10 protein-coding genes are annotated in these 13010 nt (G+C 74.2%); 9 read left to right on the top strand and 1 reads right to left on the bottom strand.

Annotation, left to right across the window (positions count from 1 at the left end):
* The first annotated feature begins 51 nt into the window (after window positions 1-51).
* From AB0B57_RS15570 to AB0B57_RS15610, 9 genes are all read left to right on the top strand, one after another.
* The gene (locus AB0B57_RS15570; RefSeq protein WP_357069496.1) at window positions 52-777 is read left to right on the top strand and encodes a hypothetical protein; all 726 of its coding nucleotides are present in this window, start codon (window positions 52-54) and stop codon (window positions 775-777) included.
* Complete coding sequence (locus AB0B57_RS15575; protein ID WP_357069499.1) at window positions 774-2579, top strand: DNA polymerase Y family protein; 1806 nt, start codon at window positions 774-776, stop codon at window positions 2577-2579. Before AB0B57_RS15570 ends, AB0B57_RS15575 begins: the two co-directional genes overlap by 4 nt.
* Window positions 2572-2706 (top strand): hypothetical protein, encoded by a 135-nt coding sequence (locus AB0B57_RS15580; RefSeq protein ID WP_357069501.1) that lies wholly within the window; start codon window positions 2572-2574, stop codon window positions 2704-2706. The genes AB0B57_RS15575 and AB0B57_RS15580 overlap by 8 nt, the downstream gene beginning before the upstream one ends.
* Window positions 2703-6077 (top strand): error-prone DNA polymerase, encoded by a 3375-nt coding sequence (locus AB0B57_RS15585; RefSeq protein ID WP_357069503.1) that lies wholly within the window; start codon window positions 2703-2705, stop codon window positions 6075-6077. The genes AB0B57_RS15580 and AB0B57_RS15585 overlap by 4 nt, the downstream gene beginning before the upstream one ends.
* A gap of 93 nt (window positions 6078-6170) precedes the next feature.
* Window positions 6171-6347, top strand: a complete 177-nt coding sequence (locus tag AB0B57_RS15590) for a hypothetical protein (protein ID WP_357069505.1) — start codon at window positions 6171-6173, stop codon at window positions 6345-6347.
* An 18-nt stretch (window positions 6348-6365) separates the two neighbouring features.
* Window positions 6366-7115 (top strand): methyltransferase domain-containing protein, encoded by a 750-nt coding sequence (locus tag AB0B57_RS15595; RefSeq protein WP_357069507.1) that lies wholly within the window; start codon window positions 6366-6368, stop codon window positions 7113-7115.
* Complete coding sequence (locus AB0B57_RS15600; RefSeq protein WP_357069509.1) at window positions 7112-8278, top strand: nucleotide pyrophosphatase/phosphodiesterase family protein; 1167 nt, start codon at window positions 7112-7114, stop codon at window positions 8276-8278. The genes AB0B57_RS15595 and AB0B57_RS15600 overlap by 4 nt, the downstream gene beginning before the upstream one ends.
* A gap of 62 nt (window positions 8279-8340) precedes the next feature.
* The gene (locus tag AB0B57_RS15605) at window positions 8341-9600 is read left to right on the top strand and encodes a DNA polymerase IV (protein ID WP_357069511.1); all 1260 of its coding nucleotides are present in this window, start codon (window positions 8341-8343) and stop codon (window positions 9598-9600) included.
* A 116-nt stretch (window positions 9601-9716) separates the two neighbouring features.
* Window positions 9717-10115 (top strand): DUF3040 domain-containing protein, encoded by a 399-nt coding sequence (locus AB0B57_RS15610; protein ID WP_357069513.1) that lies wholly within the window; start codon window positions 9717-9719, stop codon window positions 10113-10115.
* A gap of 403 nt (window positions 10116-10518) precedes the next feature.
* Here AB0B57_RS15610 and AB0B57_RS15615 read toward each other — a convergent pair whose 3' ends face one another.
* Window positions 10519-12996 (bottom strand): DUF3488 and transglutaminase-like domain-containing protein, encoded by a 2478-nt coding sequence (locus tag AB0B57_RS15615; protein ID WP_357069515.1) that lies wholly within the window; start codon window positions 12994-12996, stop codon window positions 10519-10521.
* Between the last annotated feature and the right edge of the window lie 14 nt (window positions 12997-13010).

Genomic DNA, 13010 nt, shown 5'->3' on the forward strand with positions numbered 1-13010 from the left:
GCCGGTCCTGAATGTGATCCACAGCAGCAGCAATGACGGGGGGTTGGTCCAATGGCGGGCCGCATGGTGGTCGGTTCCGCCGCACTTGCCGATCGGGTGCGCCCGGCGAGCGCACCCGACCAGGTCGGTGGCCACCGGGTGCTGCCGGTGGCACCCGAGCTGACCGGTCTGCTGCCCAACCGGGGCCTGCGCCGGGGGAGCACCATCGCGGTCGCCGCCGGCCAGCCCCAGCGCAGCGGCGGCACCTCGCTGATGCTGGCACTGCTCGCCGAGGCGTCCCGGGCCGGCTCGTGGTGCGCAGTGGTCGGCGTGCCGACGTTCGGTGCGGGGGCGGCCGCCGAGTTGGGCATCGCCCTGGACCGGTTGGCCCTGATTCCGAATCCCGGCCCCGAGTGGGCCACCGTGGTCGCCGCGCTGATCGACGGGGTGGACGTGGTGGTCACCACCGTGCCGGCCACGGTCTCCGCCTCGGTCGCCACCCGGTTGGCCGCCCGGGCTCGGCAGCGCGGCAGCGTGCTCGTCCCGTACGGCCGGTGGGACGGCGCGGACGTGACACTGCAGGTGGTCCGTGGAGTGTGGGAAGGGCTCGGCCAGGGCCGGGGGCGGCTGCGCCGCCGGGAGGTCACCGTCTCGGCGCGCGGGCGCGGGGCGGCCGCCCGACCCAAGGAGATCAAGGTCTGGCTCCCGGGGGACGAGCTGACCCGGGTCATTCCCCGCACGGTGCCGTCGACCGTGGGCCGACCGGCCACGCCGCTTGCCCTGGTCGGTCGGGGGTGACCGGTTCTCCGCCACGCACCCTGCTGCTGTGGTGCCCGGACTGGCCGGTGCTCGCCGCCGAGATCGTCGACGGGGTGCCGGCGACCGGCCCGGTCGCCGTGCTGCACGCCAACCGGGTGGTCGCCTGCTCCGAGCGGGCCCGCGCCGAGGGGGTGCGCCGAGGCCTGCGCAAACGGGAGGCGCAGGGTCGGTGCCCGCAACTCACCGTCGTGGAGTACGACCCGGGCCGCGACGCCCGGGCGTTCGAGCCGGTGATCGCCGCGGTGGAGGAGTTGGTCGCCGGTGTGGAGGTGGTCCGTCCGGGTGCCTGCGCGGTGGCCGCCCGGGGGCCGGGCCGTTACCTCGGCGGCGAGGAGGCGGCCGCCGAGCGGATCATCGAGCACGTCGCCCAGTCGTGCCTGGTGGAGAGCCAGGTCGGCATCGCCGACGGGGTGTTCGCGGCCGGGTTGGCCGCCCGCGCCGGTCGGGTGGTGGCACCGGGCGGGACACCGGAGTTCCTGGCCGGGTTGCCGGTCGAGGCGCTCGGCCGGTCGGCGTTGGCCGACCTGCTGCGCCGCCTGGGGGTGCGTAGTCTCGGCGACTTCGCCGCGTTGCCCGCCGGCGACGTGTTGGCCCGGTTCGGGTTCGACGGTGCGCTGGCCCACCGGCTCGCGGCCGGTCGCGACCACCGCCCGCTCGCCGTCCGCCAGCCACCGGCCGACCTCACGGTGACCGCCGACTACGACGAGCCGATCGACCGGGTCGACGCGGCGGCGTTCGCGGGCCGCGCGTTGGCCGAGCAGTTGCACGAGGGGCTGGCCGGGCACGGGCTGGCCTGCACCCGGCTCGGCATCGAGGCGGTCACCGAGCACGGTCAGGAGCTGCACCGGGTGTGGCGTCACGATGGCCTGCTCACCGCCGCCGCCATCGCCGACCGGGTGCGCTGGCAGCTCGACGGTTGGCTCTCCGGCAGCAGCGGGCGTACCGGCGCCCGACCGGCCCGGCCGACGGCCGGCATCATCCGGTTGCGGCTGGTCCCGGACGGGGTGATCGCCCAGGCCGGTCTGCAGGCCGGCCTGTGGGGGGAGACCGGCGAGGAGCGGGAACGGGCACACCGGGCGTTGAGCCGCGTGCAGGGCATCCTCGGCCCGGAGGCGGTGGTCACCGCCGTGCTCGGCGGTGGGCGCTCCCCGGCCGACCAGGTGCGACTGGTGCCGTGGGGCGACGAACGCCTACCCGCCCGTCCCGGCCCGGCACCGCTGCCCGGCGAGGCGGTCGCGCGTTTCGGCCCGGCGTCGTTGTCGGGTGATGCGGTCGGGCGTTCTGGTTCGGCGTCGTTGTCGGGTGAGGCGGTTGCGCGTTCTGGTTCGGCGTCGTTGTCGGGTGAGGCGGTTGCGCGTTCCGGCCCGGCGCCGTTGGCCGGTGAGGCGAGCGCCAGCGGCGCTGCCCGGGCCGTCGGTGCCGGTCGGCCTGCTGCTCGCGGCACGGGCGGGGTGCCGCCGTGGCCCGGACGACTCCCGGCGCCGGCGCCGGCGGTGGTGCTGCCCAGCCCACTCGCCGCGACCGTGCACGACGCCGCCGGCGAGCCGGTGGTGATCAGCGCGCGGCTGGCGGTGAGCGCTCCGCCGGCCCGGCTGGTGGTCGGCACCGGCCGGCCGGCGGAGATCGTCGGCTGGGTCGGCCCGTGGCCGGTGGACGAGCGGTGGTGGGCCCCGGCCGAGGCCCGCCGTCGGGCCCGGTTCCAGGTCGGCCTCGCCGACGGCACCGCTCTGCTGCTCGCCGTCGAGGCCGGGCAGTGGCTGGTGGAGGCGATCTATGACTGAGCACACGTCCCCTGGCCGTGATCGACTCGACATCCTGAAAACCGCGGTGTCCCGCCTGTGCGGACCGCCCGATTTTCAGGAGGTCGAGTCGATCACGCTCTGGCCGGGCGAGGTGGCGGCCAGGTGAGCTTCCACAACCCCAAGATGCCCTGGTCGGAGCTGGAGCGGGTGCTCTCCGGGCGGGCCGACGGTGGCTCCGGCGGGCGGTCGCGCGAGGAGCGGCACCTGCACGTGGTGGACCCGCTCGCCGTGGACGCCGACGGGGGCGACTCCCCGGCCTGGAGTCGCCACCGCGAGCGGTACCAGCCACCCGAGCTGACCCGCCCCGACGGTGTGGTGCCCTACGCGGAGCTGCACGCGCACACCAACTTCAGCTTCCTCGACGGCGCCAGCCATCCGGAGGAGCTGGCCGAGGAGGCGGCCCGGCTGGGGCTCACCGCGCTCGCCGTCACCGATCACGACGGTTTCTACGGGGTGGTCCGCTTCGCCGAGGCGGCCCGCACGCTGGGCCTGCCGACCATCTTCGGCGCGGAGCTGTCCCTCGGGCTGCCCGGCCCGCAGAACGGCGAACCCGACCCGCACGGCGCGCACCTGCTGGTGCTCGCGCACGGCCACGAGGGGTACGCCCGGCTGGCCACCACCATCGCCCGCGCCCAGCTCCGCGGCGGGGAGAAGGGCCGCCCGGTCTACGGGGAGCTGGAGGAGGTCGCCGCCGAGCTGCGTGACCACGTGCTGGTGCTGACCGGCTGCCGCAAGGGGCACGTGCCGGGGGCGCTGCTCACCGAAGGGGTGGACGCGGCGGCCCGCGAGTTGGACCGGCTGACCGAGCTCTTCGGCGCGGAGACGGTCGCGGTGGAGCTGACCGACCACGGCCATCCGATCGACGCCGACCGCAACGACGCGCTCGCCGAGCTGGCCGCCGAGGCCGGTCTGCCGACGGTGGCCAGCAACAACGTGCACTACGCCAGCCCCGGCCGGCGTCGGCTGGCCACCACCGTCGCCGCCGTCCGGGCCCGCCGCAGCCTGGACGAGATCGACGGTTGGCTGCCCGCGGCGGCCACCGCCCACCTGCGCAGCGGCGCGGAGATGGCGGCCCGGTTCGCCGCGTACCCGGGTGCGGTGGCGCGGGCCGCCGAGTTCGGTGCCGAGTTGGCGTTCGACCTCCAACTGGTCGCGCCGCAGCTGCCGGCGTACCCGGTGCCGCCGGGGCACACCGAGATGAGCTGGCTGCGCAAGCTGACCGCCGACGGGGCACACGAGCGCTACGGGCCGCCGCAGGCACACCCGACGGCGTACGCGCAGCTCGACCACGAGCTCAACATGATCGAGGAGCTGGGTTTCCCCGGCTACTTCCTGGTGGTCTACGACATCGTCGCGTTCTGCCGCGAGCAGGACATCTACTGCCAGGGTCGGGGGTCGGCGGCCAACTCGGCGGTCTGCTACGCGTTGCGGATCACCAATGTGGACGCGGTCCGGCACCGGCTGCTCTTCGAGCGGTTCCTCGCCCCGGAACGGGACGGTCCACCGGACATCGACGTGGACATCGAGTCCGACCGTCGGGAGGAGGTGATCCAGCACGTCTACACCCGCTACGGCCGGGAACACGCCGCCCAGGTCGCCAACGTCATCTCCTACCGGCCCCGGTCGGCGGTGCGGGACGTGGCCAAGGCGTTCGGCTTCTCACCCGGGCAGCAGGACGCCTGGAGCAAGCAGATCGACAGGTGGGGCTCGGTCGCCACGGTCGACGTCGAGAACATCCCCGAGCAGGTGGTGGAGTACGCCAACGAGTTGCAGACGTTCCCCCGGCACCTGGGCATCCACTCCGGCGGCATGGTGATCTGCGACCGGCCGGTGATCGAGGTCTGCCCGGTGGAGTGGGGGCGGATGCCCGGGCGCAGCGTGCTCCAGTGGGACAAGGACGACTGCGCCGCGGTCGGCCTGGTCAAGTTCGACCTGCTCGGGCTGGGCATGCTCTCCGCCCTGCACTACGGCTACGACATGATCGGCGAGAGCCTCGACCTGGGCGACATGACGCTGGACGACCCGGAGGTCTACGACATGCTCTGCCGGGCCGACTCGGTGGGGGTGTTCCAGGTGGAGAGCCGCGCCCAGATGGCCACCCTGCCCCGGCTCAAGCCCCGCGAGTTCTACGACCTGGTGGTGGAGGTGGCGCTGATCCGGCCCGGCCCGATCCAGGGTGGTTCGGTGCACCCGTTCATCCGGCGCAAGAACGGCCAGGAGCCGGTGACGTTCGCGCACCCGCTGATGCGCAACGCCCTGGAGAAGACCCTGGGTGTGCCGCTGTTCCAGGAGCAGTTGATGCAGCTCGCCATCGACCTGGCCGGCTTCGACGCGGCCGAGGCCGACCAACTGCGCCGGGCGATGGGCGCCAAACGCTCGGTCGAGCGGATGACCCGCATCGCCGACCGACTCTACGCCGGGATGGCCGAGCGGGGCATCACCGGCGAGCTGGCCGACGACGTCTACCGCAAGCTCACCGCGTTCGCCAGCTACGGCTTCCCGGAGAGCCACGCGATGAGCTTCGCCTACCTGGTGTACGCCAGCTCCTGGCTCAAGCGCTACCACCCGGCGCCGTTCCTGGCGGCGTTGCTCAACGCCCAGCCGATGGGCTTCTACTCCCCGCAGACACTTGTCGACGACGCCCGCCGGCACGGGGTGGAGGTTCGCCGCCCGGACATCAACGCCAGCGGGGCGGTGGCGGTGTTGGAGTCCACCCCGGACACCCGGTGGGGCAGCGGGCCGGGGGAGCCACCGCACGCCTGGGGGCTGGGCGGCCCGGCCGTCCGGCTGGGGCTGTCCGGTGTGCGTACCCTCGGCGCCGACGTGGCCGAGCGGATCGCGGCCGAGCGGGCGGCCGGCGGGGCGTACCGCGACATGTCTGATCTGGCCCGGCGGGTCGGTCTCACCGCGGCGCAGCTGGAGGCGCTGGCCACCGCGGACGCCTTCGCCTGTTTCGGGCTGACCCGGCGGGAGGCGCTCTGGGCCGCCGGCGCGGCGGCCCAGGACCGGCCGGGCCGGCTGCCCGGCACGGTGACCGGCGCGGCGGCGCCCACGCTGCCCGGGATGGAGGCGGTGGACCGGCTGGTCGCCGACGTGTGGGCCACCGGGCTGTCCCCGGAGAGCCATCCGGCCCGGTTCATCCGGGGGCAGCTCGACGTGCTCGGCGCGGTGCCGATCGCCCGGCTGGGTCGGGTGGAGCCCGGCCAACGGATCCGGGTCGGTGGCATCGTCACCCACCGGCAACGCCCGGCGACGGCGGGTGGGGTCACCTTCCTCAACCTGGAGGACGAGACCGGGATGCTCAACATCACCTGCTCGCCGGGGCTGTGGCAGCGCTACCGGCGGGTGGCTCGCACCAGCGCGGCGCTCGTGGTCCGGGGGCGGTTGCAGCGGCACGAGGGGGTGACCAACCTGGTCGCCGACCGGCTGGACGCCATCGAACCGCCGGTCAGCCCCGCCTCCCGTGACTTCCGTTAGGAGAGTGATCCACATTACGGTTTCTCGCGCCGTCGAGCGGGAGACTCGTCCTGAGCGGGCAGAGCGGCCCGTGATCCGTGAGGGGGAATGACAGTGAAGGGCAATCACGCGTACACCGGTGGAATCGCCAACGCCCGGCGGACCCGGCTGGGCACCGGCTGGGTGCCGGCGCACCTCGCCGACCCTCGCGAGTACGAGGTGACAAACGGGCCGGTGGCCAACGAACGCCGGTCCCGGGCCGAGGACGAGGCCGAGGGCACCGACTCCTGACCCACTAGGCTCGACCGGGTGGAGCAGACCCGAGGCCGGTTCGCCGAGCCGCCGCTGACACCCCGTACCGCCGTGATCTGGTCGGTGCTCCGCGCCGAACTGGACCGGCGCGGCGACGCCGAGCTGACCGTGCTGGACGTGGGCGGCGGCACCGGCGGTTTCGCCGTCCCGCTGGCCCGCGCCGGGCACCGCGTCACAGTGGTCGACGCCAGCCCCGACGCCCTCGCGGCGCTCACCCGCCGCGCCGCCGAGGCCGGGGTGGCCGACCGGATCGACGCCGTGCAGGGCGACGGCGACGCCCTCACCGGGCTGGTCGAGCCGGCCGGCGTCGACCTGGTGCTCTGCCACGCCGTGCTGGAGGTGGTCGACGACCCGACGCCGGTGGTGACCGCGTTGGCCACCGCGTTGCGTCCCGGCGGGGCCGCCAGCGTCCTGGTGGCCGGCCGGGCCGCCGCCGTGCTCGGCCGGGCCATAAACGGGCACCTGGACGTCGCGACCGCCCTGGCCGCCGATCCGGCCGGCACCGCCGGGCCGCGTGACACACTGCGCCGGCGCTACGACGCCCCCGGCGCCGCCGCGCTGCTCGGCGCCGCCGGGCTGGTGGTCGAGGAGATCCACGGGGTACGCGTGCTGGCCGACCTGCTGCCGGCCGCGGTCGCCGACGGGCAGCAGGCCGCGGTGGTCGAGTTGGAACGCGTACTGGCCGCCCAACCGCCGTACCGGGACCTGGCCGCCCAGCTGCACCTGTTCGCCCGCCGGCCGGCATGAGCGACTCGCCGACCCCGGCGCCACTGGCGATCCTCGGGCCGGAGCACGGCGGCGGCCGTCTCGCCGAGGTGCTGCCCAGCGCGCTCGCCGTGCTGGGCGTGCCCGGCTCGGCCGACCCACTCGGGCTGGCGCCCGCGCTGCCCGGGGTGCGCCGGATCGCCGTGCTGCTCGTCGACGGGCTCGGCTGGTACCAGTTGCCCACCGCCGCCCCGTACGCGCCGACGCTCGCCGGGCTCGCCGCGACGGTGGGCCGTCCGCTCATCGCCGGTTTCCCGTCCACCACCCCGACCAGCCTGGTGTCGCTGGGCACCGGCGTACCGCCCGGCGCGCACGGGGTGCTCGGCTTCACCGTGCGGGTGCCCGGCACGGACCGGGTGCTCACCCACACCGACTGGTCCGGGGACCCGTCGCCGCTGAGCTGGCAGCCGGTGACCACCCAACTCGAGCGCGCCCGCGCCGCCGGGGTAACGACGACAGTGGTGAGTCGGCCGGAGTTCGGCGGCAGCGGATTGACAGTGGCCGCCAACCGGGGCGGCGACTTCCGGGGCGCCGCCGGCGGGGACGCGGTGGCCGCCGCCATGCTGGCCGCGCTGGCCGCCGGCTCCGGGCCGACCCTGGTCTCCGGCTACCACGCCGACCTGGACCGGCACGGCCACGTCAGCGGCGTCGACTCGGTGCCCTGGCGGGACGCCGCCACCGAGGTGGACGCGCTTGTCGCCCGACTGGTCGACGGTCTGCCGCCGGACGCGGCCCTGCTGGTGACCGCCGACCACGGTCAGCTCGACATTCCCGCCACGCACCGATTCGACCTGGACACCGATCCCCGACTGCGCGACGGGATCCGGGTGGTCGCCGGCGAGGCCCGGGTGCGCTACCTGCACGTCGCACCGGGCGCACTCGACGACGTGGTGGCCGTCTGGTCGACGGTGCTCGGCGACGCCGCACGGGTACGCACCCGCGACGAGGTGGTGGCCACCGGCTGGTTCGGGCCGGTGCCCGAGGAACACCTCGCCCGGATCGGCGACGTGGTGGTGACCTGCAACGACACCTACGCGGTCATGGCCAGCCGCACCGAGCGGCCGATGGCGTCGAAGCTGGTGGCCTACCACGGCTCGGACACCGCGGCCGAGCTGACCGTGCCACTGCTGGTCGTACGCGGCTGACCGGCGTACGGTCCGGCTCGCCGGCCGCTGGGGATGTCGTACCTCCGGGTTAACCTGCCGGGATGGGCCGCAGTCAGTCGTTGCCCCGGGGCGGCGATCCGCGCTTCGGGCCGGATGCCGACGACACCGGCAGCCCGATCCTGCACGTCGACATGGACGCCTTCTTCGCCGCCGTCGAGGTGCGCCGCCGGCCCGAGTTACGCGGCCGGCCGGTCATCGTCGGCGGTGTCGGGCCGCGCGGTGTGGTCAGCTCGGCCAGCTACGAGGCCCGCCGTTACGGCGTCCGCAGCGCGATGCCGACCAGCCAGGCCCGGGCGCGCTGCCCCCACGCGGTCTACCTGCCACCGGAGTTCAGCGCCTACACCGCAGCCTCCCGGGCGGTGATGCAGATCTTCCGGGACGTCACCCCGCTGGTCGAGCCGCTCTCCCTCGACGAGGCGTTCCTCGACGTGAGCGGCGCCCGTCGACTCTTCGGTTCTCCGGCCGCCATCGCCCGGCTGATCCGCCGACGGGTCGCCGACGAGCAGGCGCTGACCTGTTCGGTCGGGGTGGCGCCGAGCAAGTTCGTGGCCAAGCTCGGCTCCACCCGGGCCAAGCCCGACGGTTTGCTGGTGGTGCCCTCGGGGCAGGTGCTCGACTTCCTGCACCCGCTGCCGGTGGACGCGCTCTGGGGGGTGGGGGAGCGCGCCGCCGAGGCGCTGCGCAGGCTCGGCCTGGCCACCGTGGGCGACCTCGCCGAAGCCCCGCTGGGCATGCTCCGCAAGGCGGTCGGCGCGGCGTCGGCGGCCCACCTGCACGAGCTGGCCTGGGGCCGGGACCCGCGCCGGGTCAGCCCCGAGCACGTCGACAAGTCGATCGGCGCCGAGGTGACGTTCGACGTCGACGTGGCCGACCCGTTGGAGATCCGCCGGGCGTTGCTCGCGCTCAGCGCGAAGGTCGGCGTCCGGCTGCGAGGCTCCGGGCAGGTCGGGCGCACCGTCGCGCTCAAGGTGCGGCTGGCCGACTTCCGCACCGTCAGCCGCTCCCGCACCCTCGACGTGCCCACCGACACCGCCCGCGAGATGTTCGACACGGTCTGGGCGCTCTACACCGCACTGGACCCGGGCGAGCGAATCCGGCTCGTCGGCGTCCGGGTGGAGGGGCTCAGCACGGCGCAGGGCGCTCCCCGGCAGCTCACCCTCGGCGCGCCCGAGCGTGGTTGGCGGGAGGCGGAAGCTGCCGCCGACGCCGCCGCTGCCCGATTCGGGCGGTCCGTCATAGGTCCGGCCAGTCTGATGGGCGACCGTGACGCCCAACGAAAGGAAAATCCACCCCACCCGTAGGTCGTCCCGCTTTCCGACGCGCGACCCCCCTCGTAGACTTGCGGGTAAGCAGTCGGATGGCTGCCACGGTCTGTCGGCCCGAGTGGGCCCGACCAACGTGACCGGGGAGGAGTGCCGTGCCGCTCTCGGAGCACGAGCAGCGGCTGTTCGAGCAGATCGAGCGGTCGCTTGCCGAGGACCCCAAATTCGCCTCGGCCGTGCGCGCCAGCGATCCGCGCTTTCACGCGCGGCGTCGCCTGCTCGTCGCCGCCGGCGTCGTCATCGCTGGCTTGGCTCTACTGGTCTATGGCGCGGTGATCAAGACTCCACCGCTGGCGGTGGCGGGCTTTGTCGTCATGCTGGCGTCGGCCGCGTACGCGGTGCAGTCGCACCGGCGGGCGCAGTCACCCGACCTGCACGTGGTGGGCGGGACGACGAGTCGTCGCCGTCCGCGTGGTGGCCGATCCGGTCGCCGGTCGTCGATCCTGGACCGCATGGAGGACAGGTGGCGGCAGCGCCCGGAGGGGCACCGCTGAGCCAGTCCCGCCGCTGAGGCGGGCCGTACGCCGCGACGAGCGGGTCGCCGGACACAGCCCCGGCGACCTCCGTGGTACCCGCGCGCCCTATCAAGTGATCAACCCGCGTGGCGTTGCTCCTGCGCCGAGCCCGCGTGGCCTTGATCAGGTGATGAAAAGTAGGTCTGACGAGCCTCCCAGAACTACTTTTCATCACCTGATCAAGGAGTCGGCGGGGATCCGGAGGCGGCGGCGCCGCTGCCGGGGGTGGGGCGAGCTGTCGGGCGGGCTGGGCTGGGCTGGGCGGGCTTCCGGGCGAGACGGGCTGGCCGGGCTGCCGGCTGGGCGGGGCGGGCGTTCGGGTGGGGTGGCGGCCGGTGGACCGCCACCCCCGCCGTCAACGGGCGTTGGTCAGCTGAACAGGTCAGCGGGCCGCTCGGTCGGCCAACAGCCGTCGAGGGTTCCAGCGCAGCAACCGGTACCGGGCTCGCCCGGTCAAGGCCGCCATGCGGCCGGACGTGTCCGCCAGGGTGGTACGCCAGCGCAGCAGCACCGACGGTGGCAGTACGGCGGCGACCAGGCGGGTGCGTCGGTCCGCCTGTGCGGCGAGCGCCGCACGGACCGCGCGGAGTGCCGGCAACAGCCGCTCACCGGTCAGCGGGTCCCGTGCGTAGCGGGCCCGCTCCTCCGCCTGGCCGAGCAGCCGCGCCGACCCGGTCGCGGCGCTGTCATCGCCGAGGGTGTCGCGGACCAGCCGGTCCGCGGTCGCCCTGGGCGTCTCGGTCAGGTCGACCGGAACCCGGAAGTCCACCATCGTGTCGAGCAGCTCGGCCCAGGCGGCGTGTGCGTCCGCGCGGGCCCGGTCGGCGTCCACGCCGACCACCACCACACGCGTCCCCGGCTCGACGCCGTCGTCGACGGCCGCTGGGGAGGCCACGGCGGCGCTCGCCGGCTGGCCACCCCGTTTGCGGCGCAGCGCCAGCCGGCGCAGCGCGGGGATGGCGAGCAGTGCCAGCAGGGCCAGCAGACCTGCCGCCCACCAGGGCCAGACCGGCGGCTGCTCGGCCGGCGTGGTGCCGCCCAGGGCCAGCCCGTCGTCGACGTCCCGGTCGGCGTTGTCGGGCCCGGCCGGACCGGCCGACGCCTCGGGGCCCGCCGGGGTGTCCGTGACGCCGGTGCCCGGGGTGGCTGGTTCCGGCGCGTCAGTGTCCGGTGCCCAGGCCGAGCGGGTGGACCCCGGCACCCCGTACGTCGGGGTGGCGTCGAACGGCACCCAGCCGACCCCGTCGAAGAAGACCTCGGTCCAGGCGTGCAGGTTGAGGTTGGTCAACGTGTAGGTTTGACCGTCGCGCTTGCTGCCGTTGGTGAACCCGAACGCCACCCGGGCCGGGATGCCCGCCGAGCGGACCAGCCACGCCATCGCGGCCGCGTACTGCTGGCAGTAGCCGACCTTGTTGGTGAGGAAGTTGACGATGTCCTGCCCGCTGCTGCCGCTCTCGGTGCTGAGCCGGTAGGTGAACCCGTTGTCGGCCGAGAAGTGCTGGTAGATCGCCAACACCCGGTCGTAGTCGGTGCGCTTGCCCTGGGTCAGGCCCTTGACCAGCTCCTCCACCTCGGGCACCGGCCCGGGGGTGGCGGTCATCTGCCGGTTCAGGGGGTGGTCGGCCGGCAGCGGTGGGGTGGCCCGCAGCGTCGCCGGCGTGTACGTCGAGCGGACGTAGTCGAAGGAGTACTTCCGGCCTCGGGAGTTTTCCCGGTTGGAGAAGACGACCTGCTGGTTGGGGTCGTAGAGCCAGTTGCCGCTGAGGTCGTCGGTGCGTACCGGCTCCGCGTACACCGGCATCAGCGACATGCTCAGGCTCTTGGTGACCTCGACGGTCGCCCGGTAGGTGGTCTGCTGCACGCCGGGGCGAGCCCGCTCGGCCGGGTCGGGCAGGTCTCGATTGACCGCTCGGCCGGTGGGGTTACGCGCCTGGAAACCAGTCTGGCGCAGCTCGTCGGCGACCGCGTAGCGCAGGTAGAACGGGTTGGGCTCGGAGGTGGTGACCTTGACCAGGTCGGCCACCTGGGACTGGTTGAGCTGACCGGCGAGCGAGGCGAACAGGTCGATCCGACCCGACGTGCCGCCCGAGCCGTTGCCGTTGCCGGTGCCGTTGCCCGGACCCCGGCTGAGGGAGTCGAGGAGCCCGCCGCTCATGCCGGGCACCGCCAACGGCAGGGCGACCGCCACCGCCACCCCGAGCACCGCGAGCCGACGGCCGGCCGACGCCAACGGTGAGGCCTCCCACACGTCGACGTCGCGGCCGTCGCCGGTGAACCGGCGCCCGAACCTGCGGACCCGGTCGACGTTGTCGGTGACCAGCAGCCAGAGGTAACCGGCGGCGCCCACCACGAACGGCGTCGCGGGGACGCTGTTGACGTAGACGGCGACCGGCACCGAGTAGATGGCGAGCATCGGCAACCCCGCCAGCGCGGGCCGGCGCAGCCCCACTGCCAGGACATCCACGAGTACGGCGACCGCGCCGACACCGAGCACGGCGATGAACAGCAGCGGGTCGGTGTCCGGGACCTCGACCCCGTACGAGCGCATGTCCTGCATGGAGCCGGTGAGCAGGTCGGCGAAGTGCGCGAACGTGCCCGGCGTGGGCAGGATGGCGAGCAGCTCCTGGTTGCTGGGGAACAACCAGGTCAGGGCGAGGAGCAGGCCGGCCAGCATGCCCAGCACCTGACCCCACAGTGGTGCCCGGACGAGCCTGGTCAGCGCGGCCGCTCCGGCCACCACGGCGACCGCGATGACGGACTCGACGAGCCATGTCCAGCTCTGGAAGATGGCCGACAGCGGCGCGGCGGCCAGCAGGGTGGCCGTGGCCGCCACCAGGCCGATGTGCCGACTGGCGATCATGAGGGGACCTTTCC

Source organism: Micromonospora sp. NPDC049101 (genome assembly GCF_040648675.1).
Lineage (GTDB): Bacteria > Actinomycetota > Actinomycetes > Mycobacteriales > Micromonosporaceae > Micromonospora.

What these genes read in the sequence shown, in the direction of transcription:
- AB0B57_RS15570 (WP_357069496.1), top strand. Translation starts at nt 52, where the DNA reads ATGGCGGGCCGCATGGTGGTCGGTTCCGCCGCACTTGCCGATCGGGTG.
- AB0B57_RS15580 (WP_357069501.1), top strand. Translation starts at nt 2,572, where the DNA reads ATGACTGAGCACACGTCCCCTGGCCGTGATCGACTCGACATCCTGAAA.
- AB0B57_RS15600 (WP_357069509.1), top strand. Translation starts at nt 7,112, where the DNA reads ATGAGCGACTCGCCGACCCCGGCGCCACTGGCGATCCTCGGGCCGGAG.
- AB0B57_RS15605 (WP_357069511.1), top strand. Translation starts at nt 8,341, where the DNA reads ATGGGCCGCAGTCAGTCGTTGCCCCGGGGCGGCGATCCGCGCTTCGGG.
- AB0B57_RS15615 (WP_357069515.1), bottom strand. Translation starts at nt 12,996, where the DNA reads ATGATCGCCAGTCGGCACATCGGCCTGGTGGCGGCCACGGCCACCCTG.